Source organism: Undibacterium sp. (assembly GCF_030683615.1).
In the GTDB taxonomy this organism is placed as follows: Bacteria; Pseudomonadota; Gammaproteobacteria; order Burkholderiales; family Burkholderiaceae_D; genus Undibacterium; species Undibacterium umbellatum.
This window is the reverse complement of record NZ_JAUXQE010000005.1, coordinates 181,775-207,515: the sequence shown is the minus strand read 5'-3', so window position 1 is coordinate 207,515 and position 25,741 is coordinate 181,775. Positions and strand designations below refer to the sequence as shown.

At 51.3% G+C, this 25,741-nt stretch carries 22 protein-coding genes; 2 read left to right on the top strand and 20 right to left on the bottom strand.

The features are described from left to right. Positions 1 to 71: 71 nt before the first annotated feature. The 3 genes from Q8K39_RS02230 to Q8K39_RS02220 all read right to left on the bottom strand — a co-directional run bounded on the left by Q8K39_RS02230 (position 72) and on the right by Q8K39_RS02220 (position 5,382). On the bottom strand, positions 72 to 1,253 hold the full coding sequence (locus Q8K39_RS02230; RefSeq protein ID WP_305258125.1) for an acyl-CoA dehydrogenase family protein: 1,182 nt from the start codon (positions 1,251 to 1,253) through the stop codon (positions 72 to 74). A gap of 196 nt (positions 1,254 to 1,449) precedes the next feature. Continuing rightward, positions 1,450 to 4,209: a preprotein translocase subunit SecA gene (gene secA, locus Q8K39_RS02225; protein WP_305258124.1), complete on the bottom strand. Its 2,760-nt coding sequence runs from the start codon at positions 4,207 to 4,209 to the stop codon at positions 1,450 to 1,452. A 222-nt stretch (positions 4,210 to 4,431) separates the two neighbouring features. Then, positions 4,432 to 5,382: a M23 family metallopeptidase gene (locus tag Q8K39_RS02220; protein WP_305258123.1), complete on the bottom strand. Its 951-nt coding sequence runs from the start codon at positions 5,380 to 5,382 to the stop codon at positions 4,432 to 4,434. A gap of 82 nt (positions 5,383 to 5,464) precedes the next feature. Between Q8K39_RS02220 and Q8K39_RS02215 the strand changes: the two genes are divergently transcribed. After that, positions 5,465 to 5,968, top strand: coding sequence for a DciA family protein (locus Q8K39_RS02215; RefSeq protein ID WP_186952072.1), 504 nt, complete (start codon positions 5,465 to 5,467; stop codon positions 5,966 to 5,968). Between the two features lie 35 nt (positions 5,969 to 6,003). On the opposite strand, the gene lpxC is transcribed toward Q8K39_RS02215, so the two are convergent. Beyond that, the gene (gene lpxC, locus Q8K39_RS02210; RefSeq protein ID WP_186952071.1) at positions 6,004 to 6,939 is read right to left on the bottom strand and encodes a UDP-3-O-acyl-N-acetylglucosamine deacetylase; all 936 of its coding nucleotides are present in this window, start codon (positions 6,937 to 6,939) and stop codon (positions 6,004 to 6,006) included. 71 nt (positions 6,940 to 7,010) lie between these two features. On the opposite strand from lpxC, the gene Q8K39_RS02205 reads away from it, so the two are divergent. Further along, complete coding sequence (locus Q8K39_RS02205; protein WP_305258122.1) at positions 7,011 to 7,502, top strand: GNAT family N-acetyltransferase; 492 nt, start codon at positions 7,011 to 7,013, stop codon at positions 7,500 to 7,502. Between the two features lie 74 nt (positions 7,503 to 7,576). On the opposite strand, the gene Q8K39_RS02200 is transcribed toward Q8K39_RS02205, so the two are convergent. From Q8K39_RS02200 to mraZ, 16 genes are all read right to left on the bottom strand, one after another. Next, positions 7,577 to 8,083 carry a peroxiredoxin gene (locus Q8K39_RS02200; RefSeq protein WP_110255260.1) on the bottom strand — a complete coding sequence of 169 codons (507 nt, stop codon included), beginning with the start codon at positions 8,081 to 8,083 and terminating at the stop codon, positions 7,577 to 7,579. Between the two features lie 479 nt (positions 8,084 to 8,562). Further along, positions 8,563 to 9,762, bottom strand: coding sequence for a cell division protein FtsZ (gene ftsZ, locus Q8K39_RS02195; protein ID WP_186953062.1), 1,200 nt, complete (start codon positions 9,760 to 9,762; stop codon positions 8,563 to 8,565). A gap of 124 nt (positions 9,763 to 9,886) precedes the next feature. Then, complete coding sequence (gene ftsA, locus Q8K39_RS02190; protein ID WP_110255262.1) at positions 9,887 to 11,119, bottom strand: cell division protein FtsA; 1,233 nt, start codon at positions 11,117 to 11,119, stop codon at positions 9,887 to 9,889. Continuing rightward, on the bottom strand, positions 11,116 to 11,907 hold the full coding sequence (locus tag Q8K39_RS02185; RefSeq protein WP_305258121.1) for a cell division protein FtsQ/DivIB: 792 nt from the start codon (positions 11,905 to 11,907) through the stop codon (positions 11,116 to 11,118). The genes ftsA and Q8K39_RS02185 overlap by 4 nt, the downstream gene beginning before the upstream one ends. An 18-nt stretch (positions 11,908 to 11,925) precedes the next feature. After that, entirely contained in the window at positions 11,926 to 12,891 is a 966-nt protein-coding gene (locus Q8K39_RS02180) for a D-alanine--D-alanine ligase (protein WP_305258222.1), read from the bottom strand. A gap of 24 nt (positions 12,892 to 12,915) precedes the next feature. Then, on the bottom strand, positions 12,916 to 14,301 hold the full coding sequence (murC, locus tag Q8K39_RS02175) for a UDP-N-acetylmuramate--L-alanine ligase (protein ID WP_186952066.1): 1,386 nt from the start codon (positions 14,299 to 14,301) through the stop codon (positions 12,916 to 12,918). Then, positions 14,298 to 15,368 carry an undecaprenyldiphospho-muramoylpentapeptide beta-N-acetylglucosaminyltransferase gene (murG, locus tag Q8K39_RS02170; protein ID WP_305258120.1) on the bottom strand — a complete coding sequence of 357 codons (1,071 nt, stop codon included), beginning with the start codon at positions 15,366 to 15,368 and terminating at the stop codon, positions 14,298 to 14,300. Before murG ends, murC begins: the two co-directional genes overlap by 4 nt. Before the next feature lie 17 nt (positions 15,369 to 15,385). Further along, complete coding sequence (gene ftsW, locus Q8K39_RS02165) at positions 15,386 to 16,519, bottom strand: putative lipid II flippase FtsW (protein ID WP_370868544.1); 1,134 nt, start codon at positions 16,517 to 16,519, stop codon at positions 15,386 to 15,388. Positions 16,520 to 16,602: 83 nt separating this feature from the next. Next, positions 16,603 to 18,108 (bottom strand): UDP-N-acetylmuramoyl-L-alanine--D-glutamate ligase, encoded by a 1,506-nt coding sequence (gene murD, locus Q8K39_RS02160; RefSeq protein ID WP_305258119.1) that lies wholly within the window; start codon positions 18,106 to 18,108, stop codon positions 16,603 to 16,605. 19 nt (positions 18,109 to 18,127) lie between these two features. Then, positions 18,128 to 19,297 (bottom strand): phospho-N-acetylmuramoyl-pentapeptide-transferase, encoded by a 1,170-nt coding sequence (gene mraY / locus Q8K39_RS02155; RefSeq protein WP_186952063.1) that lies wholly within the window; start codon positions 19,295 to 19,297, stop codon positions 18,128 to 18,130. A gap of 1 nt (position 19,298) precedes the next feature. Then, positions 19,299 to 20,717 carry a UDP-N-acetylmuramoyl-tripeptide--D-alanyl-D-alanine ligase gene (gene murF, locus Q8K39_RS02150; protein WP_305258118.1) on the bottom strand — a complete coding sequence of 473 codons (1,419 nt, stop codon included), beginning with the start codon at positions 20,715 to 20,717 and terminating at the stop codon, positions 19,299 to 19,301. Further along, the gene (locus Q8K39_RS02145) at positions 20,717 to 22,243 is read right to left on the bottom strand and encodes a UDP-N-acetylmuramoyl-L-alanyl-D-glutamate--2,6-diaminopimelate ligase (protein WP_305258117.1); all 1,527 of its coding nucleotides are present in this window, start codon (positions 22,241 to 22,243) and stop codon (positions 20,717 to 20,719) included. The genes murF and Q8K39_RS02145 overlap by 1 nt, the downstream gene beginning before the upstream one ends. Continuing rightward, on the bottom strand, positions 22,243 to 24,006 hold the full coding sequence (locus Q8K39_RS02140; protein WP_186952060.1) for a penicillin-binding protein 2: 1,764 nt from the start codon (positions 24,004 to 24,006) through the stop codon (positions 22,243 to 22,245). The genes Q8K39_RS02145 and Q8K39_RS02140 overlap by 1 nt, the downstream gene beginning before the upstream one ends. Further along, the gene (gene ftsL / locus Q8K39_RS02135; protein ID WP_186952059.1) at positions 24,003 to 24,278 is read right to left on the bottom strand and encodes a cell division protein FtsL; all 276 of its coding nucleotides are present in this window, start codon (positions 24,276 to 24,278) and stop codon (positions 24,003 to 24,005) included. The genes Q8K39_RS02140 and ftsL overlap by 4 nt, the downstream gene beginning before the upstream one ends. Continuing rightward, positions 24,275 to 25,234: a 16S rRNA (cytosine(1402)-N(4))-methyltransferase RsmH gene (gene rsmH / locus Q8K39_RS02130; RefSeq protein ID WP_186952058.1), complete on the bottom strand. Its 960-nt coding sequence runs from the start codon at positions 25,232 to 25,234 to the stop codon at positions 24,275 to 24,277. Before rsmH ends, ftsL begins: the two co-directional genes overlap by 4 nt. 9 nt (positions 25,235 to 25,243) lie before the next feature. Continuing rightward, positions 25,244 to 25,672 carry a division/cell wall cluster transcriptional repressor MraZ gene (gene mraZ / locus Q8K39_RS02125; RefSeq protein ID WP_186952057.1) on the bottom strand — a complete coding sequence of 143 codons (429 nt, stop codon included), beginning with the start codon at positions 25,670 to 25,672 and terminating at the stop codon, positions 25,244 to 25,246. Positions 25,673 to 25,741: the final 69 nt, after the last annotated feature.

Sequence of the window (25,741 nt, the reverse complement as noted above, 5' to 3'; positions counted from 1 at the left end):
GAAGCATGTTTGCGCTGAGGAAATTTCGCGCACATTAGACAGATCAGTCATATTGCTGTCACGGCCCGCAGTCAAAGCCCCATGATCATTTGTGCAATGATATTTTTTTGAACTTCATTTGAGCCACCATAGATGGAGAGCTTGCGCATGTTCAGGTAATTGATGGCAAGCGGGCTGGCGAGCTCCCTTGTTTCCTGTCGATCACGCAGGGGCAAGGCCTGCTCACCTACTGCCATTACCAGCAATTCAGTGATTGCCTGTTGTATTTCCGTACCCTTGATCTTGAGTATCGATGCTTCCGGACCCGGCGCATGGCTTTGCTCTTCTGCAGACAAGACGCGCAGATTGGTCATTTCCAGCGCCATCAAATCGATCTCTACTTGCGCCAGACGCATGGAAAAGACTGCATCTTCCACGAGCGGCTTGCCATTCTTGAATTCACACGCGGCTACTCTTTTTAACCTGGCCAGTTCACGCTTGGCTATGCCTATGCCCGCGATATTTGTGCGCTCATGCCCCAGCAAGAACTTGGCATAAGTCCAGCCCTTGTTTTCTTCACCCACCAGATTGGCAAGCGGCACTTTGACGTCATCAAGCCAGACCTCATTGACCTCATGCGCACCATCCATGGTGATGATGGGCCTGACGGTAACGCCGGGTGACTTCATGTCTATGAGCAAAAATGAAATGCCACGTTGGGCCTTGGCTTCGCGGTCTGTGCGAACCAGGCAAAATATCCAGTCGGCATAATGTGCCAGTGTGGTCCAGGTTTTTTGACCATTCACCACATAGTATTCACCTTCGCTGTCACGCTTGCGTTCAGCCGTGGCCTTGACGGAAGCCAGGTCAGAGCCAGAACCCGGTTCAGAATACCCCTGGCACCACCATTCATCGGCGGAGAGTATCTTCGGCAAAAATCTCTGCTGTTGCTCAGGCGAGCCAAATTCCATGATGACGGGCGCCACCATCTTGATGCCAAAAGGTGGCAGGCGGGGCGCACCAGCAGCTGCACTCTCTTCTTCAAATATATAGCGCTGGACAGCAGACCAGCCAGTGCCGCCATGAACTGCAGGCCAGGATGAAGCTCCCCAGCCTTGGGCGTGGAGTATCTTTTGCCATTGCTGATAATCGTTTTTTTTCAGTGCTATGCCATGTTGCACTTTATGGCTGATGGCCCGAGGTAATGATGTTTGCAGAAATTGACGGACCAGTTGACGAAAACCAAGCTCTGCATCGTTAAAGTTCAAATCCATAACCCCCCTCAGGTCTGATCATCGCAGCTTGCGATTCCAGAATATAGAATGAATGCCAAAATAAGCACGATCGTTCACTTTAGCCCTAGACCTTGCTTGCGTCAAGTGAAGGAATGAGAAATCTAGAAACTGATGCTGGATGACGAAAAACAAAAGGCGACCTATGGTCGCCTTTTGTTTCTGTGCTACTCAATGATCAGGCAAGTTTGCCATGGCATTGCTTGAACTTCTTGCCACTGCCGCAAGGGCAAGGGTCGTTACGGCCTACCTTCAGGGCGTAGTTGATTTCTGGCTGATCTGTAGCAAAGTCCGTAGCTGGTGCCAGCATTTCTTCCGGTGTCGCATCTGCATCAAAATCGGCGTGCTGATAATGGACGTTCTCGATATGGGACTGTGCCAGTCTTTCCTCTGCCGCGTCGATCTCTTCACGGGATTTTATGGGCACTGTCACTACGGTCCTGACCACTTCGCTCTTGATGGCTCCCAGCATTTGACCAAACAACTCAAACGCTTCGCGCTTGTATTCCTGCTTAGGATTTTTCTGTGCATAACCGCGCAGATGTATGCCTTGACGCAAGTGGTCCAGCGCCGCCAAATGTTCGCGCCAGTGCGTGTCTATACTTTGCAACATGATACTGCGCTCGAAACCGGCAAAAGATTCTTTGCCGACGATGGCGATCTTGGCTTCATAGGTTTCATTGGCGGCTTTTTGCACGCGCACCAGGATGTCTTCATCCGTGATGTTGGAATCATCTTTGAGAATTTGCGTCAGCGGCAAATCCAGCGCCCACTCATCGCGCAAGACTGCTTCCAAACCTGGAATATCCCACTGCTCTTCGACTGATTCTGCTGGCACATATTCACGCACGATATCTTCGAACATGCCATGACGCAGGGAAGAAATCAGATCTGCCATGTCGTGTGCTTCCAGCAATTCATTACGCTGCTGGTAAATTACTTTACGCTGATCATTGGCGACGTCATCGTATTCCAGCAACTGCTTGCGAATATCAAAGTTACGTGCTTCCACCTTACGCTGTGCTGACTCTATGGAGCGCGAAACGATGCCTGCTTCGATAGGCTCGCCTTCAGGCATTTTCAGCCTGTCCATGATGGCACGGACACGGTCACCAGCAAAAATGCGCAGCAAAGTGTCGTCTAGCGACAGATAGAAACGGGAAGAACCTGGATCACCCTGACGGCCAGAACGGCCACGCAGTTGATTATCAACGCGGCGGGATTCATGGCGCTCAGTACCGACGATGTGCAAACCACCAGCATTCACGACGGCCTGATGCAATGACTGCCATTCATCACGCAGTTTTTGCGATTGCGTCTGCTTGTCTGCATCAGACAAAGCTGCATTGGCTTCTATCATTTGCACTTGTTTGGCGACATTACCACCCAGCACGATATCCGTACCACGGCCCGCCATATTGGTGGCAATGGTAATGGCTTTTGGACGACCGGCCTGGGCAATGATCTCCGCTTCACGGGCATGCTGCTTGGCGTTCAAGACATTGTGAGGCAGACCGGCCTTGGTCAGTATGTCAGACAAGAGTTCAGAATTCTCAATCGAGGTCGTACCCACCAGCACTGGCTGACCGCGCTCGTAGCAATCCTTGATATCAACCAGCATGGCATTGTATTTTTCCTGCGCAGACTTGTAGACCTGGTCTTGCCTGTCCTTACGTTGTGAAGGACGGTTTGGCGGAATGACCACGGTTTCCAGACCGTAGATTTCCTGGAATTCATAAGCTTCAGTATCGGCAGTACCTGTCATGCCTGACAGTTTGGTGTACATACGGAAGTAATTCTGGAAAGTGATCGATGCCAGTGTCTGGTTTTCGTTCTGGATGCGCACACCTTCTTTGGCTTCAATCGCCTGGTGCAAACCTTCAGACCAGCGGCGACCTGTCATCATGCGGCCAGTGAATTCATCAACGATGACAATTTCATCGTTCTGCACTACATAGTGCTGATCCTTGAAATACAGGGCGTGCGCGCGCAAGGCAGCATACAAATGATGGATCAGGGTGATATTGGCGGCATCATACACAGATGCCCCTTCAGGCAGCAAACCCATTTGCATCAGGATGCGCTCTACCTTGTCGTGACCAGCTTCAGTCAGCAAGACCTGATGGGCTTTTTCATCCTTGGTGTAATCACCTGGCACTTCGATCTTGCCTTTGCCATCCGGTGTTTCTTCACCAATTTGCCGGGTCAGCAGTTTGGGTACTTCATTGATTTTGTAGTACAGCTCAGTATGATTTTCAGCCTGGCCGGAGATGATCAAAGGTGTACGTGCCTCATCAATAAGGATGGAATCAACTTCATCGACGACAGCAAAATTCAGGCTGCGCTGCACACGGTCCTTGGCTTCATAGACCATGTTATCGCGCAGGTAATCGAAACCATATTCGTTATTCGTGCCGTAAGTAATGTCAGAGCCATAGGCTGCTTGCTTGGCATCATGATCAAGCTGCGACAGATTGATACCGGTAGTCAGGCCCAGCCAACCATACAGTTGACCCATCCATTCAGCATCGCGCTGCGCCAGGTAATCATTGACGGTAACAACGTGAACGCCTTTGCCTGACAGGGCGTTCAGGTAAATCGGCAGGGTCGCCATCAGGGTTTTACCCTCACCAGTGCCCATTTCCGCGATTTTTCCGTAGTGCAAAACCATGCCGCCTATCATTTGCACGTCAAAGTGGCGCATTTTCAGAACGCGTTTGCTAGCCTCGCGACACACTGCGAAGGCTTCCGGGAGGATGGCATCAAGTGTCTCTCCGTTCGCAACACGTGCCTTGAACTCGGCAGTCTTGGCTTGCAAAGCCTCGTCCGACAAGGCTTCCAGCTTGGGTTCCAATGCGTTGATCTCACGCACCGTCTTTTGGTATTGCTTCAAAAGCCGCTGATTGCGGCTGCCGAATATCTTGGTCAGGAATGACATGCTATGAACGGAAAGTTAAATTCTTAAAAAAGCAGCTGAAAAGTGATTAATTTAACAGCAACAATAGGCTAACCTGTGATTTTACCATGCGACACTCAATTAACCAGTAATTGCGCGTTTTTGCCTGACAATTAAGCAAGGACGAGCGAAAAATGATCAACAATCCGGCAAACAAATCGCAGATGCAGAGTCGCAGTTGGTGCCTGAATCTGCAAACTCAAGTTATTTTTGATTTAATGCAGCAAGATTAGCTTGATTGGCACCTGCAGACAAAAATTTATGGGGATTTTGTGGCACGCCTTTGACATGTACTTCAAAGTGCAAATGTGCGCCAGTGGAACGGCCGGTAGAACCTATATCAGCGATATGCTGACCGCGCTTCACAATATCGCCCAACTTGACATGGATCCTGGAAGAGTGAGCATAGCGTGTCATGATTTCACCACCATGATCGATTTCTACCATATTGCCAAATTGCGGATGATATTCTGCCACCACCACCACGCCACCTGCCGCCGCAACAATAGGGGTGCCGCTGGGACCTGAGAAATCTATTCCTTCGTGAAAAGCACTACGACCAGAGAAAGGGTCTAGTCGCCAGCCAAAACCGGATGCATTATAAGCAACATTAACGGGTTGTATCGTGGGCAAGAGCTTGGATTGCACCTTGAAACCCATGAGCTTGGTTTCCACCACATTCATATAATCTGAGCGGTGTTCTATATCTACTGACATCGCTGCCAGTGCCGCCTGGAATTCCGCCAGGTTCAACTCCTGGGCAGGCTGGGTGGATACTTCAGGACCACCACGGCCTGGCATTTCCTTGAAATTGAATTCTTCCGGTTTGACGCCAGCCAGACCCTGCACCCTTTCACCGAGCGCGTCGAGGCGTATCAGTTGCGCCTGCATTTCGCCTAACTTGGCCGCCATCGCAGCCAGGTTTTCTTTCATGAATTTGTCTTTATTACCAGTATCACTGGTTGCCGCCACTGGCACCAGATCGCGCAAAAACGGCAAGTCGGCACTGGCCAGCTTGAGGGTCATGGCTGCCATCAGGGCGGCACAGAAAGTGATGACAAGCAGGAAAGCAAATGCGCCAAGAATGACATGACGGGAAGACAAGGTCACCGACTTTGCCTGAGTAAAACGGGAGTGCATCAAAATGATTTGCATCAATATGCTCCTCTGAAAACGATAGACTGCTCGGTAGTCTTTGCGACAGCCTGGTCGTCGTGTTTGTGGTAAGGTAATGCGCATGTCCACATTCTCACGCCCTACCTATCCGATTAACATTAAACGCGGTCGCAAAGTGCCTGGTGCCAGCGAAGCCGCTGACTTTTTGCGCAGTAACGAGAAAATCTCGCAACTACTGCCCACAGTACAGCGCAATCTGAAGCTGCAAAAAGACTGTGGACTCATACTGCCGCCGATATTTGCCTCATGTGAGGTCATGCAAGTAACGGAAGGTCAGTTGACGCTCTCTGCGCCAAATGCCGCACTGGCGACCAAATTGAAACAGCAATGTCCGAAACTGCAAGCTTTTTTACAAGAACGGGGATGGCAGATTAACGCAATCCGCATCAAAGTACAAGTCAGGCGTGTCGTGGAGAAACCTATTGCCGTTAAGCAAATAGCTTTTTCAGGCAAGGCCTTGCAGGCTTTTGATCAATTGGAACATGCACTGGAAGACACTCCCCAGAATGCTGATTTGCGCGCAGCACTAAGCCGTTTGATAGAGCGTCATCGTTCTGGCGGCTGATATCAGCAGAGACGGCCACTGGGCTAAATCCAGCCTCAAGCGAGCGCCCACTCTCTATCCACTTGCGTAGCATAAGTCGGTGGTGCAGTGCCCAGATCGTCAAAGCTGACGATTTCATAAGCATCGGGTTGGGCCAGCAAGGCACGCAATAACTGATTATTCAAACCATGTCCAGACTTGTGGGCCGTATAACTGGCCAGGAAAGGATGGCCGATCAGGTATAAATCGCCAATCGCATCCAGGATTTTGTGGCGGACGAATTCATCATCAAAGCGCAGACCGTCTGAATTCAGGATACGGTATTCATCCATGACGATGGCATTTTCCATGGAGCCACCACGCGCCAGCCCTATGCCCCTGAGCATTTCCACATCCTGCATAAAGCCAAAAGTGCGCGCCCTGGCAACGTCCTGCACAAAGGTGGCGCTGGCAAAATCAACTTCTGCCGTTTGCACCGTACCATCGACTGCCGGGTGATTGAACTCGATAAAGAAATGCAGCTTGAAGCCATTAAAGGGCTCCAGCCTGGCCCATTTCTCGGACTTGCCGCTACCTTCGCGGATTTCTACCGGTTTCAAGACGCGGATAAATTTCTTGGCGGCGTTTTGTTCCTGCATGCCAGCCTGCTGCAATAAATACACGAAAGATGAGGCCGAACCATCCATGATGGGGATTTCTTCTGCACTGACATCAATGTACAGATTATCTATACCCAGGCCTGCGCAGGCAGACAGCAAATGCTCTACCGTTGATACTTTGCCATGCTCATTCGACAAGGTCGAAGCCATGCGGGTATCACCCACGGCCAAAGCCTGGGCGGGCAATACCACTGGTGGATTCAAATCGGTACGCGTGAAAATAATGCCGGTATCTACTGGTGCCGGGCGCATGACGAGTTCAACCTTGGTGCCTGAATGCAGGCCAACTCCAACGGTCTTCACGACTTGTTTGATGGTTCTTTGCTTTAACATCGCACTATTATAGCGTTTCAGGCAATTTCCCATGCAGGCACGAGGAAAATTAGCCGTTTCACATCTTAAAAATGAATACAAAAACAACAATTCAAATTTGCCGCGCTACCGTCACTGATCTGGATGCCATGTGCGATCTCAGCGATCAAATCAATGCCCAACACCACGCCGCTGCCCCCGATGTTTTCGTACAAAAAACAAATCGCGAACTTGACCGCCAATTCTGGCACAGCACTTTTGAAAACCCTGCGGGCTGTGCATTGCTGGCTTGCGATGGTGAGCAAGTCCTGGGTTTTATCACCATGAGCTGGAATGAAAACACGACTATTCCCTTCTTGTACCGTCGTCGTATCTGCCGCATAGGCACGATCGTGGTATCTGATGCGCATCAAAAGCGGGGAATAGGGAAATTATTGATGGACGGCGCGACGAACTGGGCGCGCGAGCATGATGCAGTAGAAATCAGGCTGGAAGTCTTTGACTTCAACCGCAATGCCATGGATTTTTATGCCGCTCAGGGTTATGGCGTGCAGTCACACATCATGAGCAAGTCGCTTGAATAAAAATATCGTATAGAAAAAAATGGCGCCCGGTTCAAAAACTGGCCGCCATTTTTTATGCGAGTCAGAAGACCTGATTAGCCTAATTGTGCCAACAGTGTTTCTGCGTTCGACACTTCAAACTTGCCGCCTTCTTCGATATTCAATTGCTTGACGACACCATCGACAGCCAGCAGAGAATAACGCTGGGAACGAGTACCCATACCGAATTTGCTGAAATCTGCATCCAGGCCCAATGCTTTGCTGAAATCTGCATTGCCGTCAGCCATCATGCGGACGATGCCAGTGGATTTTTGGTCACGGCCCCATGCGCCCATGACGAATGCATCATTCACGGAGATGCACCAGATTTCATCAACGCCCTTGGCTTTCAAATCTGCTGCCAGTGCAACATAGCCAGGCACATGCTTGGCTGAGCAAGTTGGCGTGTACGCGCCAGGCAGGCCAAAAATCGCAATGGTTTTACCTTTGGTCAGGTCTGCGACTTTGAAGGTATTTGGTCCGAGTGAACATCCTTCAGATTCCACTTCAATAAATTCTGCCAGGCTGCCTTCAGGCAGGGTATCGCCAATCTTGATTGTCATTTTATGCTCCCTAGATAAGTATTCGGATATTCAATGCCTTGCTGTATGTTGCCCCCGCATAAAATGCTGGGAATTTGAGCCATATCAACACCGACAGTGAAGGACGCAAGTATGCCTGAGCTAGAATTTTCTTGCAGAAGTTAACTCAAGACCTCTAACCACAGAGGCACAGAGGGGGAAAGTCTGCTTGCAAGCAGACTTCGTTACGCAGGCGCGCGGCATGCCGCACGAATTCCCTGCTACACCACAGAGGAAAAAAAGAGAGAGAAAGTAAAATTGAATTCATGCGAATGTGAAAGATAGGGGAAACATATATCAGCAATGCTTCCACTCTTATGACGTAGCAGGAAAAAGGGCTTTCGGTTTCTTCTGCCTTTCTCTGTGCCTCTGTGGTGAGGTTTTTGGTCTGAATTTTCGATCACTAAATAAAAAACGCCAGCCTCTTTCGAAGCTGGCATTCTTCAGAAAAGCTAGTTAAATCAGTCTGCCTGTTTGCGCAGGAAAGCTGGAATATCGTAAGTTTCCATGCCATTTTTTTCCAGTGCACGTACTGTCTCTGACGCAGATTCACGGCGCCATACTGCAGGTTTGCTCAAGCCATCGAAGCCTGCTGATCCGGTTACGGAACCAGTGCTGATGGTGGCAGATGTCATGACAGGGCTGGCCATCACTGTTTCATTGTGCGTACCGGTACGCAGCATTGGTGTTTGCACCAGCTGAATATTTTTCTTGCCACGGCCAAGGCCAGTTGCCACTACCGTTACACGGATATCGTCACCCATGTTGTCGTCGTAAGCGATACCCTGGGCAATCGATGCATCCGGTGCAGCGAAAGCGCGCACGGTAGACATGACTTCCTTGATCTCTTTACCTTTCAGACCACGGCTGGCTGTAACATTCACCAACACACCGCGGGCACCGGACAAATCGATACCGTCCAGCAGTGGTGATGCAACTGCCTGTTCAGCAGCGATACGTGCGCGGTCAACGCCAGAAGCTGTTGCCGTGCCCATCATGGCCTTGCCTTGTTCGCCCATGATGGTTTTCACGTCATTGAAGTCGACGTTGATATGGCCAGGCACATTGATGATCTCGGCAATACCGGCGACGGCATTGTTCAAGACATCATCTGCATGTTGCAGCCATTCGATCATGCTGTCGTCTTCATAAATCTCTTCGAGTTTTTCGTTGAGAATGATGATCAGTGAATCGACATGCTGGGACAAAGCTTCCAGACCTTCGTCGGCGATGTCCATGCATTTCTGACCTTCGTAAGAAAATGGTTTGGAAACCACCGCAACGGTCAGTGCACCCAATTCTTTGGCGACTTGCGCAACTACTGGGGCAGCACCTGTACCTGTACCACCGCCCATGCCTGCAGCGATAAATACCATGTGCGCGCCGCGCAATGCGTCTTCGATGCGGGCACGGGATTCTTCCGCCAGCTTGCGGCCGACTTCCGGTTTCATGCCTGCACCCAGACCAGTTTCGCCGATCTGTATCACATTGTTTGCTTTAGACTGCAACAGTGCTTGCGCATCTGTGTTTGCTGCTATGAACTCAACGCCGGACACGCCTTTGTTGATCATGTGCTGAACCGCATTGCCGCCTGCGCCACCTACGCCGACAACCTTGATTACGGTGCCTTGTGTGGCGTTATCAACCATATCGAACTCCATCATGACTCCTCCAGGTAGGCAGTTATCAGTCGCTAGGCATCACCGGAATGTGACGACTAGCGACTAATAACTGTATATCGAACTATTATAAAATGACTACACTAAATTAGATACAAAATACAAGCTAAAAATTCCCTAAAAACCACTCTTTCATGCGTTGCCAGACCGCTTTGGCTGAACCTTCTTGCCGAGTGACCAGATGACCGCGCAAATACTGCTTCTTCGCTTCCAACAACAACCCTAAAACCGTGGCATAACGGAGGCTGCGCACGACATCTGCCAACTGCCCGCTGTACGCCGGCATGCCTAATCTGGTCGGTTTCAAAAAGATGTCTTCTGCCATCTCCACCATGCCCGGCATGGCAGCAGATCCGCCTGTCAAAACGATGCCGGATGAGAGCACATCTTCATAACCAGATTCACGCACCACCTGATGCACGAGCGCAAACAATTCTTCTACGCGCGGCTCGATGACGGCGGCCAATGCCTGGCGCGACAAGGAGCGCGGACCACGGTCACCCAGACCAGGTACTTCCAGCGTATCGGACGGGTCAGCCAATACCTGCTTGGCGACACCAAAACGCACCTTGATTTCTTCTGCTTCTGAGGTCGGGGTGCGCAAAGCCATCGCGATATCATTGGTGATCTGATCGCCAGCAATCGGTATCACTGCGGTATGACGTATCGCGCCTTCGCTAAATACTGCCACGTCAGTCGTGCCACCACCGATATCGATGAGTACCACGCCCAGTTCCTTTTCATCCTTGGTCAGCACAGCTTCCGCCGATGCCATCGGTTGCAAAATCAGGTCAGATACTTCCAGGCCGCAGCGCCGTACACACTTGACGATATTCTGAACCGCAGACACAGCACCAGTGACGATATGCACTTTGACTTCCAGACGTATGCCGCTCATGCCTATCGGTTCGCGCACATCATCCTGGCTATCGACGATAAATTCTTGCGGCAAGGTATGCAGCAATTGCTGATCTGTCGGTATGTTGACGGCCTTGGCAGTTTCTATCACACGCGAAACGTCAGCTGCGGTGACCTCTTTGTCCTTGATCGCTACCATGCCGCTGGAATTAAAACTGCGGATATGGCTGCCAGCGATACCGGTATACACATTACGTATCTTGCAGTCGGCCATCAACTCGGCTTCTTCCAAAGCGCGCTGTATGGATTCGACTGTCGCCTCGATATTGACGACGACGCCTTTTTTCAAGCCCTTGGATTCGTGTTGACCCAGGCCTATGACTTCATGCCTGCCATCTGGCATGACTTCCGCCACGACAGCCACAATTTTTGAGGTGCCGATATCGAGACCAACGATCAGATTTTTAGCGTCTTTTGTCATGTCTTTCCACTTGCTTTTGTTTGCTTTTTTGATCCGAGATTGCTATGACTCGATTTGAGCGCCAGGCCATTCGGATAACGCATGTCCACACTTTCAATACTGTCCTGCAAACTGGCCAGCAGTTGCGGGTAAACTGTCATCAGTTTATCCACCCTGTTCTTGAGCGTTGTTGCATCCTGCACCCTGCCCAATTGCACCTGCATGCCATTATTCAGCTTCAGACTCCAGGCATAGCGGCTGGAATAATTCACCGATTCTGGTGCCAGGTTAATTTTGGCAAACCAGTTTTTAAATTCCAGATACTGTACCAATACTTCTTTTTCACTACCATCCGGCCCAGTCAGGGCAACCAGATCTGCATCATCTTCCGCTTCTGCCAGGTTGGCGGTAAACACGTCGCCCTTGGCAGAAATCAACTGACCGTTTTCACCCCAGGTACCCAATGCCACATGCTCTTCCAAAGTGACGACAAGCTTGTTGGGCCATTCTCTTTGTACACTGGCCTTGCGCACCCAGGGCACGGTTTCAAAGGCGGACCGTACTGCATCCAGGTTCGCGGTAAAAAAATTACCCTTGATCTTGGGTAAGGCTGTATTCCTGATCGTCAGTGTGTTCACATGCCGCAGTCCTGCACTACCCGCCGCACTGCTTGCCTCTACCCGTATCACCTGCAAAGTAAATAGCGGCCTTTGTATTACCCACCACACAGCGGATAACAACAGCATGAACAACACCAGCCCAAACAGGGCATTCGCGGTATTGTTCATCAGCTTGCTGTCATGCCACATTTTTTTACTCTTTACTGTTTACTTCTTTTGTTCAGATCTAATTTTCAAACTTGCTGTCTTTAAGATTTTCACACACAAATCTTCATAACTGATGCCTACTGCCTTGGCTGCCATTGGCACCAGAGAGTGGCCGGTCATGCCTGGCGAAGTATTAATCTCTATTAAAAACGGTTTGTTATCTGACTTGCGCAACAAGACATCGACCCTCGCCCAACCTTCGCAATCGAGTGCACGATAGGCATCGACTGCCATCTTGCGAATGGTATCGGTCAAATCCTGTTCCAGCACTGCCGGACATATATATTTGGTGTTATCAGTAAAATACTTGTTCTGGTAATCATAGTTACCATCAGGTGCAACGATCTCGGTAATCGGCAAGGCATAAGCCTGTTCGCCTTTCCCCAGGATCGCCACCGTCAATTCGCGGCCTTCGATAAATTCTTCTGCCAGTACCACTTCATCAAACTGGGCTGCCAGGGCATAGGCTTCCTGCATGTCGGAATATCCCACGACCTTGGTAATGCCTATGGTAGAACCTTCATGTGGCGGCTTGATGATGAGTGGCAAACCCAGATCATCTGGCACGCGGCGCAATTCAGTCTGCGCAGTCAGCACGGCATAAGCCGGGGTCGTCAGGCCATAAGTCTGCCAAATGCGCTTGGTAAAAATCTTGTCCATGGCAATCGCCGATGCCATGACGCCGCTACCGGTGTAAGGAATATTCAATTGTTCCAGCGCACCTTGCAGACTGCCATCTTCACCATAGCGGCCATGCAGGGCGATGAAGACGCGATCAAACTTTTCTGCTGCCAGCTCGGCGATGCTACGTTCTGCCGTGTCGAAAGGATGGGCATCTATGCCCTTGCTCAACAATGCTTGTAAAACACCCTTGCCAGACATAAGAGAGATTTCACGTTCAGCAGAACGCCCGCCAAACAGCACACCTACTTTGCCCAGAGATTTCAAATTCAATTCGCTCATGATGATCTGATCACTTGTTTTTGACATTTACACTGACTGTGCCAGTTTTGCCGGCACAGCATTGATGGAACCAGCGCCCATGACGATGACTACATCGCCATCTTTCAATATCCGCACGATGCTGTCGGGCATTTCCAGTATGTCTTCGACAAATACTGGCTCGACCTTGCCCATGACGCGCAAGGCGCGGGACAGGGATCGGCCATCTGCTGCCAGTATTGGTGCTTCACCTGCGGCATACACTTCTGCCAGCACGACTGCATCGGCATCAGAAATCACACGTACGAAATCTTCAAACAAATCGCGGGTGCGGGTATAGCGATGCGGCTGGAAAGCCAATACCAATCGGCGACCTGGATAAGCACCGCGAGCCGCTGCCAGGGTGGCGGCCATTTCAACAGGGTGATGACCATAATCATCAACCAGGGCGAAAGTTCCACCATTTGCCAGGGCGATTTCGCCATAACGGGTGAAGCGGCGACCCACGCCATTGAATTCGCTCAGGGCTTTTTGAGTCGCCTCATCACTGACACCGACTTCACGCGCAATCGCAATCGCTGCGCAGGCATTTTGCACATTGTGCATGCCGGGCTGGTTCAGGCTGACCTGCATATTCTCATAGCCATCTTGCACTACCGTGAAATGCATCTTGCCATTAGCGGCTGTAGCATCAACTGCGCGTACATCGGCATCTGCATGGAAGCCATAGGTAACGATGGGCTTGGAAACAAAGGGCATTATTTCACGCACATTCGCATCATCCAGGCACAAGACTGCGACACCGTAGAATGGCAAGCGCTGGGTAAATTCGATGAAAGCCTGCTTCAGGCGGGCGAAGTCATGACCATAGGTTTCCATATGGTCGGCATCGATATTGGTAATGACTTCGATCACCGGCAAAAGATTGAGGAAAGAAGCATCTGATTCATCGGCTTCTGCCACGATGAAATCGCCACTGCCCAGTTTGGCATTGGCACCTGCACTATTGAGCAAACCGCCAATCACGAAAGTCGGGTCCAGACCACCCTGCGCCAAAACACTGGCGACCAGGCTGGTAGTGGTGGTCTTGCCATGCGTTCCAGCAATCGCGATACCGCTTTTCAGGCGCATGAGTTCTGCCAGCATCATTGCGCGTGGCACGATAGGGATATGCTTGGCGCGCGCAGCGATGACTTCCGGGTTGTCGCCTTTTACAGCGGTCGAAGTCACGACGGCATCTGCACCTGCGATATTTTCAGCGGCATGACCCAGCATGACGTTTGCGCCCAGTTGCGCCAGGCGTTTTGAGGCGGCATTGCTGCCAAGGTCTGAACCTGATATGGTGTATCCTAGGTTCAGCAAGACTTCGGCGATGCCGCTCATGCCTGAGCCGCCTATACCTACAAAATGGATGTGTTTGACTTTGTGTTTCATGCTAATGCTTCCAGAATATGGGCGATGTTGGCACTGGCTTCGCGCTGCCCCAGGGCGTAGGCTGTTTCAGCCATCGCCAGGCATTGCGCTCTGTCCAGTACTTTTAATTTCTCTGCCAGCAAGGCTGGACTTAATTCAGTTTGTGGCAAATGGATGGCGGCTGTTTGCCCTGCCATCCAGATGGCGTTTTCTTTTTGGTGTGAAGTACTCGACGCCATGAAAGGCACGAGTATGCTGGCCACACCGGCAGCAGTTAATTCAGAGACCGTAATCGCACCGGCGCGGCAAATCACCAGATCAGCCTCGGCATAGCGCCGTGGCATGTCGTCGATAAAATCCAGTACCTCTGCCTGCACACCTGCCTGCGCATAACTCTGGCGCAAGGCTTCTATATGCTGTTTGCCAGACTGGTGTGTAATCAGTGGACGCTGGGCTTCTGGCAACAAAGCCACAGCTTGAGGTACCGCATCATTCAATACTTTTGCACCCAAACTGCCACCCACCACCAGTATGCGCAAAGGGCCAGTGCGTGCTGCATAACGTGTTGCTGGCGCGGGCAGTTCGCAAATTTCTTTGCGTATCGGGTTGCCGATGACAGTCGTTTTGCTATCCGCAGTCACTGTTGCCGATGGAAGGCCAAACAGCAATTTACTGGCAAAAGGACGCAAAGCCTTGTTCGACAACAACAATGCCGCATCGGCATTCATCAAGACCACCGGCTTACCACGCAAGGCAGCCATGATGCCGCCAGGTACAGTCACATAACCGCCCATGCCCAGGACCACATCTGGCTGACGACGGCCAATAATACTAAAGCAGCTAAAGAAACTCTTCACCAGCTTGAAAGCACCGCTGACCGTATGTTGCCAACCCTTGCCACGCAGGCCAGAGAAATCAATATTGTCCATGGCGATATTGTGCTTGGGCACGATTTGCCCTTCCATGCCTATCTGCGTGCCCAGCCAGCTGACTTGCCAGCCGCGTTCACGCATGATGTCGGCAATTGCCAGGCCAGGGAAAATATGCCCACCTGTACCAGCTGCCATGATCAGCAATTTCCTTGGCATTTTCTGAATATCCTGGCTCATGGGCGCCCCCCACGCATCAACATGCGGTTTTCATAATCGACACGCAACAAGATCGCTAAACCTACACAATTAATCATGACACCAGAACCACCATAACTCATCAATGGCAGGGTCAAACCTTTAGTTGGCAATAAGCCCAGGTTAACCCCCATATTAATAAACGCCTGTACACCTATCCAGATACCTATGCCCTTGGCCAGCAAACCGGCAAAGGTTTGATCCAGTGCTATCGCTTGTCTGCCAATTTCGAAAGCACGTTTCAGCAACCAGTAAAATAAAAGCACTACCACCATGACACCAACGAAGCCCAGCTCTTCTCCGATGACAGCCAGCAAGAAATCTGTATGTGCTTCTGGCAAATAATGCAGTTTTTGTACGCTGGCACCCAGACCTACGCCAAATAACTCACCACGGCCAAAGGCAATCAGGGAATGCGTCAACTGGTAAGCCTTGCCCAGCGCATGATCCTCTTCGAATGGATTCAAGTAAGCAAAAATACGCTCACGCCGCCAGGGTGATGCCAAAATCACAGCAGTAAAAATACCAATCAGGGTTGCTGCAATTCCACCGAACCAGACGCCATTGATGCCCCCCAAAAACAGGATACCCATAGCGATACAAACGATGACACCAAAAGCACCCAGGTCAGGCTCCAGCAAGAGCAACAAGCCCACCATGCCAACCGCTGCCAGCATGGGTACAAAACCCTTGGTCAGTTTATGCATGTATTCCTGCTTGCGCACGGTATAGTCAGCAGCATACAAAACCATGAACAACTTCATCAATTCTGATGGTTGCAAATTCAGGCCCTTGAAAGACAGCCAGCGCTTGGCACCATTCACGCCTTTACCCAGACCTGGTATCAGCACAGCCACCAGCAATACCAGAGTCGCCACAAACAAGTAAGGCGCATACTTTTGCAAGATCGCCACAGGTATGCGAAACACGATGGCACCAGCAGTCAGGGACACCACTACAAACATGGCCTGGCGCATGAGAAAATGCGAATTCTTGTAGTTGGCATACTTGGGCGAATCTGGCAAAGAGATCGATGCCGAATACACCATGACCATGCCAAACAGCATCAGAATGACTGTGACCCAAACCAAGTGCTGGTCATAATCCATCATCTTGGACCTGCTCACCAGATTGGTATCCACTGGCGGCTTGCCAAATGGAGACCATCTCTGCAGTGGGAGCAGGAGTTGACGCATCAGCAAATCTCCCCGCGTGCCAAGGCAACTTCACGTACCGCATCTACAAACACCTGGGCGCGATGCGCATAATTACGGAACATGTCCAGGCTGGCGCAAGCCGGCGACAGCAAAACGATATCGCCGTCTGCTGCCAGTTCAGCGGCGGCCTGTACTGCCGTTTCCAGTGTTGCCAAGTCGTGCAGCGGCACACCCGAAATGCTCAGTGCTTGTTGCAATTCTTGTTTGGCTTTACCGATGAGGATGACGGCCTTGGTATACCGTTCCACCGGATCAGCCAGCGGAGAAAAATCCTGTCCCTTGCCTTCGCCACCAGCAATCAAAATAATCCGCTTGTGCAATGCATCAGACTGTTGCCCCAGCCCCTTCAAAGCGGCGACCGTGGCACCAACATTCGTACCTTTGCTGTCGTCGATGTAATCAACCCCGGCTATATTAGCAACCTGCTCTACCCTGTGCGGCTCACCCTTGTAATCACGCAAGCCATGCAGCAAGGGAGCAAATGACAAACCTATGCCCCGGCACAAAGCCAAAGCAGCCAGTGCATTCACCGCATTATGCTGGCCACGGATTTGCAGGGCGTCGGTCGGCATCAGACGACTGACGATGACCGGCATTTCTTCCACTTCTTTTTTCTTGCGACGGCTATTCGTGACGACTGGTGCATCTTCTGCTGGATTTGCTACCACCAGCCAACCCATGCCATGTTCATTCAGCAAACCCAGATCAGCCAAATGTTTAGGCGCATCGACACCAAAGCTGACCGCATTGCCAAGTGGCTTTGCCATGGACATGACGAGCGAATCATCGCGGTTCAAGACTTGCAAAGTCTGTTCGCCAAAAATCCTTGCCTTGTCAGCGCAATATGCCTGCAGGCTGCCATGCCAGTCCAGATGATCCTGGGTGATATTCAATACCGTCGCCACATCTGCCTGCAGGCTATGTGTGGTATGCAACTGGAAGCTGGATAATTCCAGCACCCAGACTTGCGGCAGGCTGTCTTGCTCCAGACATTCACGCAATACATCAAGCACTGCCGGGCTGATATTGCCTGCAACTTTAACTGTCAAACCGGCGCGTTCTACCAGCAAACCAACCAGGCTGGTGACCGTGGTTTTTCCGTTCGTGCCAGTGATGGCGATGACTTTGGGTTGATATTCGCGCTCAGCTTTCAAAGCTAGCAGAGCTTGTGCAAATAATTCTATCTCGCCCCAGACAGGGATATTTTTTTCAGCCGCAACAGGTAACAGTTCCTGCAATTCGCGCAGTGGAGACAAACCAGGGCTAACTGCCATCAACTCGATATCATCCAGCAAAGCCTGTGTGAAAGCTCCACCTACAAATTCCACCTGATCTGACACTGCCTGCAATTGCGGCAATCTATCTGGCACTTCGCGAGTATCGGCAACACGCAGGCGCGCACCGGCGCGCAACAGCCATTGCGCCATCGCCAGCCCGGTTTCACCCAGGCCAAGAACCAGTACATGTTTGCCAGAAAAATCCATAAACTCTATATCTATCTTTTTAACGTAACTTCAGTGAAGACAAACCTATCAGCACCAGCAACATGGTGATGATCCAGAAACGCACAACAACCTGGGTTTCTTTCCAGCCTTTTTTCTCAAAGTGATGATGCAAAGGTGCCATCAACAACAAGCGGCGGCCTTCGCCATATTTTCTCTTGGTGTACTTGAAGTAAGTGACTTGCAGCATGACCGACACAGTCTCTGCCACAAAAATACCGCCCATGATGAACAACACTATCTCTTGCCTGACGATGACAGCCACCGTACCCAGCGCACCACCCAAGGCCAGCGCACCTACGTCACCCATGAACACCTGCGCAGGGTGGGCATTGAACCAGAGGAAAGCCAGACCAGCACCCGCCATCGCACCACAGAAAATCAGCAATTCACCGGCACCTGGTATATGCGGTATCAGCAGATATTTGGAATAACCCACATTACCCGTCAGGTACGCAAACAGACCCAGAGCAGAACCGACCATGATGGTAGGCATGATGGCCAGGCCATCCAGACCATCAGTAAAATTCACGGCATTGCTGGTACCGACGATGACACAATAAGTCAAAGCAATAAATCCCCAGACACCAAGGGGATAGCTGATACTTTTAAAGAAGGGCACGAGCAAATCTGCCTTGGGTGGCAGATCCATATTGAAACCGGACTGTACCCAGGCAATAAACAACTCCAGCACTTTTGAGTTACTCGGCGCCGAAACAGAAAATGCCAGATAAAAAGCAGCAATCAAACCGATCAACGATTGCCAGAAATATTTTTCCCTGGAGCGCATGCCTTCTGGGTCTTTATAAACCACCTTGCGATAATCATCGACCCAGCCCACTGCACCAAATCCAAGGGTGACTATCATCACGACCCAGATAAAGCGGTTACTCAGGTCACCCCACAACAAAGTGGAAATACCGATGGAGATCAAGACCAGCACGCCACCCATGGTAGGTGTGCCGGATTTGACCAGATGTGTTTCCATTCCGTAGCTGCGCACAGCCTGGCCTACCTTGAGCCGGGTCAGCATGCGTATGACCGCTGGACCTGCAAAAATACCGATGGAGATGGCCGTCATCGTGGCAAATACTGCGCGGAAGGTAATAAACCCGAATACGCGCAGCCAGCCTATATCCTGCTTTAACATTTCAGCCAACCAGAGCAACATACTAGTGATTCCCTATTATTTTTTGTTGTAATGTGTTTTTTTCTTTATCGTCTGCTGCCAGCAGATGGGCGACGACTCTTTCCATTTTCATGAAACGTGAGCCCTTGACCAGCACTACCGTATCAGCCACAGTTTGCGCATCGAGGTTCTGGCAAAGATTTTCCACACTGGCGAAATGCTGCGCACCTGCGCCATAGCCTTGCGCCGCATGAGCAACCAACTCACCCAGCAAGAAAAGCTTTTTGACGCCGCGCTGCTGCGCATATTCACCAATTTCATGGTGGAACTTAGCGCCGTTTTCACCAACCTCACCCATGTCACCAAGCACCAGCGTGGTGTCGCCACCAATTTGTGCCAGCACATCAATGGCAGCACGAACTGAATCTGGATTAGCGTTGTAGCTGTCATCAATGACAGTCGCACCACATTTGGCTTGCTTGCGTTGCAGCCGGCCATTGACGGGGGCGAAATTTTCCAGGCCCGCAACGATGGATTCTTTGCTGACACCAGCCGCATGGCAGCAAGCTGCAGCGGCAAGTGCATTCAAGACATTGTGCTGACCTGCGGCATTCAAGCGTACTGACAAGACCTGGCCAGCCAGGTTGATTTGCAGGTCACTGCCAAACACACTAGGCAGGTAAGTGGCATGCACATCGGCATCAGGCGTTAAGCCAAAAGTCAGGGTTTTACGCTGACCGCGTTCAGACGCAAAGGATTGCCATAAGGAACTGTAAGTATCGTTGGCAGGAAATACAGCTACGCCATCATCAGGCAGATACTGTATCGCCACACCGTTTTCGCGCGCAACGGCTTCCACGCTTTGCATGAATTCCTGGTGTTCTCGCTGGGCATTATTGACCAGTGCCACTGTAGGCATGGCAGCAGATGCCAGCAAGGCGATTTCGCCAGGATGGTTCATGCCCATTTCTATGACAGCCGCCTTGTGCCCAGCATGCAATTGCATGATGGTCAGGGGTACGCCGATTTCATTATTCAGATTACCAGCAGTCGCCAGACGATCTTCTGCACCATAGGCTGCAGCCAAGATCGAAGAAATCATTTCCTTGACGGTGGTCTTGCCATTACTGCCTGTCACACCGATGACAGGCAGGTCAAATTTTTGACGCCAGAATCTGCCAACTTGTGCCAGGGCCAGTTTGCTGTCTGTGACCACCAATGCAGGTAACTTGAAATCTGCTGGCAAACGTTCGGCGATTACTGCGGCTGCACCGGCAGCCGCTACTTGCGACAAAAAGTCGTGGGCATCAAAGTTTTCGCCACGCAGGGCGACGAATACATCGCCAGCACCGACTTTGCGGCTATCGGTAGTCAGGCCAGTGACATAGATGGCGGACCCAGTATCGCCAGTCAGGGACGCCGCAGGCAGAGCAGCCTGCAATTCCTGAAGAGAAAATTCCATCAACTTCCCCTCTTTATATTGCCGCTGGTTGCGACAGTAGCGAGAGAAAGCGCGGCATGTTCTTCGTCAGAGAAAGGCCATTTCTTGCCGTTGATGTCCTGATAGGTTTCATGGCCTTTGCCAGCCAGCAAAACCACATCATGATGACCGGCATGCTTGATCGCATACAAGATCGCATTGGCGCGGTCTTCGATGACTTGCGGCGTAGTCGTCATGCCTTTCAGGATATCCTCAATAATCTGGTTAGGGTTCTCGCTACGTGGATTATCGCTGGTGACAACGACATGTTGCGCCAGTTCAGCAATCTTGCCCATTTGTGGACGTTTGCCTGGGTCGCGGTCACCGCCGCAACCGAACACACACCACAAAGCCCCTGCTCTTTCTTGCGCTACTTGCTGCAAGGCCTCCAGGGTTTTTTCAAGGGCATCAGGGGTATGCGCATAATCAATGACGACCATGACATGACCAGCAGTACCCAGCAATTGCATGCGACCAGGAACAGGCGTCAGCTTTTCTATGATGCCCACAGCCTTGTTCAGCGCAATGCCCTTGCTCAGCAACACGGCGAGTACCGCCAGGATATTGCTGACATTGAACTTGCCTATCAACTGGGTCTTGACTTGTGCCGCACCAAATGGAGATTCAAGATGGAAGCTGGTACCAATATGGCTGGTTTTCAGATTGCTGGCAACCAGCGCAGCTATCTCAGGCATGATGGCTTTTTCCAGACTATAGCCCAGCAGTTTTGTATTGGGCTGACTGGCTTGCAGATGCTTCACCAATTCCAGCCCATAGGAATCATCCAGATTGATGACAGCCGCGCCCAAACCCTGCCAATCAAATAGTTTGGTTTTCGCCGCAGCATAGCCCTGCATATCACCGTGATAATCCAGATGATCACGCGTCAGATTGGTCAGCACCGCGACATCAAAATGCAGGCCATTCAAACGCCCTTGATGCAAACCTATGGAAGAAGCTTCTATCGCCAGCGCCTGCGCGCCACCGCGCTGTAAGTCTGCCAGTTTTTGCTGCAAGCCTATTGCGTCTGGTGTGGTGTAACCAGTTTCTGCCAATTGCCCGAGTATGCCATTGCGGTACTGGCCTATCCCCAGCGTGCCGATGACGGCAGCAGGTGTGCCACTCAGCGACAGGGCTTTGGCTATCCATTGCGTGCAGGAAGTCTTGCCATTCGTACCGGTCACGGCAACATTGAACCAGCCTTGATCAGGCTGGCCATGCCATGCATGAGCGACGTGACCAGCCACTTCCTGCAAATCTGGCACCGCCAGATGAGGGGTGTTTAGTGTCTCATCCCAAACAAAATTATCGGCCTCATACACGATAGCGACTGCGCCATTGGCAATGGCATGGGCTATATGCGCACGACTATCGGTGATAGAAGTGAGCAAGGCGAAAAAGACATCTCCGGTCTGTATGGAGCGGGAATCTGAGCGCAATTGCGCATTCGGCGCATGCAGCTTCAGCCAGTCCAGTATTTCTATCATAGTTGTATTTTTCTTTGTCATTACAAGCTTTCCTGTATACTTTCCTCAGGAATAATGCTGGTGACGGAAGAGTCCGGTGGCACATTCAGTGAACGCAAGACATTCGCCATAATCGAAGCAAAAACCGGTGCTGCTACAGGTCCGGCAAAGTGGCCTCCGGCTGTTGGTTCATCTACCATCACAGCCACGATGACACGCGGATTTGAAACAGGCGCGAAGCCTATGAAGTCAACCAGATATTTATTCACATAACGGCCACCCTCAAGCTTGTGGGCAGTTCCGGTTTTGCCAGCAACGCGATAACCAGCAATACGTGCCTGCGTGGCAGTGCCGCCTGGCTCAGTCACAGACTCCATCATCAGGCGCATTTGTTTTGCGGTCTTTTCAGAAATCACATGTGTGCCATGCGGCAGTTCAGCCGATTTTTGGAAAGTAAGAGGTATCAGGTCACCATTCCTGGCGAAAATCATATAGGCACGCGCCATCTGTATCAGCGATACCGAGATACCGTGGCCGTAGCTCATGGTTGCCTGTTCGACAGGACGCCAGTTTTTGTAATTACGCAAACGCCCGGCAACTGCGCCAGGAAAACCGAATTTGGGCTGCTGACCGAACCCTAAGGTGGTGAACATTTCCCACATTTCTTGTGGCGGCATTTGCAATGCCATTTTCACTGTACCTATATTCGATGATTTTTGTATAACTTGCGCAACGGTTAAAGAACCTTGTTTGTGCGCATCATGTATGAGTGCCGGACCAATTGACATGACACCAGGCGCAGTGTGAAATACAGTGTCAGGTGTGACCCTGCCAGTTTCCAGAGCCAGTGCCACGGTCACCGGTTTCATGGTGGACCCAGGCTCAAAGGTGTCGGTCATCACACGGTTGCGCAATTGCGCTCCGGTCAAGACTGAGCGGTCATTCGGGTTGTAAGTCGGCAGATTCACCAGGGCCAGCACTTCACCAGTTTGCACATCCAGCACGACTGCACCGCCAGCCTTGGCCTTATGCTTTTCGAGTGCTTCTTTCAGGTGCGTGAATGCGATGTATTGAATCTTGCTGTCTATCGACAGGGTCAGGTCTTTGCCATCATGCGGCGGGCGCACGGCTTGCAAGTCTTCCACGATGTGGCCCAGCCTGTCCTTGATGACACGGCGACTCCCGGTCTTACCCGCCAGGTTTTTTTCCGATGCCAGCTCTATGCCTTCTTGCCCTACATCTTCAACATTGGTAAAGCCGACCACATGGGCCATGACTTCACCTTCAGGATAATAGCGTTTGTATTCTTTCCGGGTTTCAATTCCGGGGATGCCAAGAGCAACGACTTGATCCGAAATGGCAGGCTCGACCTGACGTTTCAGATACACAAACTGACGGTCAGAGTCGAGCTTCTTGCGCAATTCAGCCTCTGTCATGCCCAGCAATTTAGCCAGTTGCTGTATTTTTTCTTTGGGTGCTTCCAGCACATCATCAGGAATAGCCCAGATGGCTTTCACAGGTACGGATGAGGCCAGCACCTGACCATTGCGGTCAGTGATCTTGCCGCGGGTGGCCGGTAATTCCAAGGTGCGGGCATAGCGATTCTCTCCCTGCCCAATCAAAAACTTCGTACTAAATCCCTGCAAATAAAGTGCTTTCGCAATCAGTGCGATAAAAGCGGCAAACAATAAAAACAGCACGAAGCGCGAACGCCAGGCAGGCAGCTTCACGTCCAGCACAGGGCTGGAAGAAAAGGCGACACCGCGTGCAGCGGCGGTACGGGATGTACTGGCTGATCTGCTCATTTTGTCTCCGCTGCCTTGAGATACTGGGTACGATCAGGCGTCACCGCCACCATATTCAATTCGCGTTCAGCAGTTGTTTCTATGCGTGCATGCTTGCCAAAAGTGGATTGATCGAGTTTCAGTTGCGTCCATTGCAATTCATACTGCTTGCTTAAACTTTGCTCACGCTCCAGCTCTATAAACAGGCGACGTGCCTGGTACTGAGAATTTATCAGCGACAAGGCACAGGCCACCAAGGCAACCACCAGCGTAATATTGAGACGGGTACTCATGCCCCCCCTCCAGGCAAACGCTCTGCCACCCGCAGGATTGCCGAGCGCGAACGCGGATTGGCACTGACCTCAGCCTCGGAAGGCTTGATGCGGTTCAACAAGCGCATCTGCGGCTGCGGCAAATCAATATGACGTATCGGCAGGCGACGATCAGGCTGCTCGACCTTGACCTTGGAAGCAAAGAACTGCTTCACAATACGGTCTTCCAGAGAGTGAAAACTGATCACCGACATGCGCCCATATGGAGCCAGGGCCTGATATGCTGCCGCCAGACCTATTTCGAGATCTTCAAGCTCCTTATTGATGAAAATCCGTATAGCCTGAAAGGTGCGAGTTGCCGGGTCTTTACCCTTCTCGCGAGTTTTGACGGCGTGTGCGACGATTTCTGCGAGCTGTCGTGTTCCACGAATGGCGTCTGTTTTCCTGCGAGCAACAATCGCCTTTGCAATCTGAAAAGCAAACCGTTCTTCCCCATAATTTTTTATAACCTCCGTAATTTGTTCTTCTTCGGCAGTTGCCAGCCATTCGGCTGCAGAAATGCCACGCGTGGTATCCATGCGCATGTCAAGCGGGCCATCCGACCTGAAGCTGAAACCCCGGCTGGCATCATCCACTTGCGGGGATGAAATACCTAAATCCATCAAGATGCCATCAACCTTGCTCACGCCAAGCTCAGGCAAGGCTTCACCGATAGCGGCAAAACTGTCATGTACGATATGAAAACGCGGGTCTTGTATTTCTGCTGCACTGGCGATTGCCTGGGTGTCCTTGTCAAAAGCAATCAGGCGGCCATTGCTGCCCAGTTGCGACAAAAGCAGGCGACTATGTCCGCCACGGCCAAAGGTGCCGTCTACATAAATCCCGCTGGCACGCTGATCAGTGATGCCGAGAGCGTCTACAGCCTCATGCAATAGCACAGTCTGGTGCGTAAAATCTGCCGCTTGCTGAATACCCATTGCCCGCGATCAGAAAGAAAAATTGTTTAATACATCAGGAGCGCCGCCAGCAATGGCTTTCGCTTCGTTTTCCGCCAGTTTGGCAGCATCCCATATCTCAAAATGGCTGCCCATTCCAAGCAACATGACATCGCGCTGCATGCCTACAGCACTACGCAATTCAGGCGCAACCAGGATACGGCCGGCGCTATCCATTTCCACATCAAAAGCGTTGCCCAGAAAAATACGTTTCCAGTCGCGCGCCTGTATCGGCCAGGCTGCGATTTGTTCACGATGGGATTCCCAGGTAGGACGCGGAAACAGTAATAGGCAACCGTCAGGGTGACGGGTCAGGGTAATCCGGCCTTCGCACTGTACATTGAGCGCGTCACGGTGCCGGGCAGGAATGGACATCCTGCCTTTTGCATCGAGATTAAGTGAGGACGCCCCCTGAAACACGCTATCTACCTTCTTCCTGAAAATCTGTATGTCCGACCAAGCATGGAATGTAAGCGAATTTGCTTATTC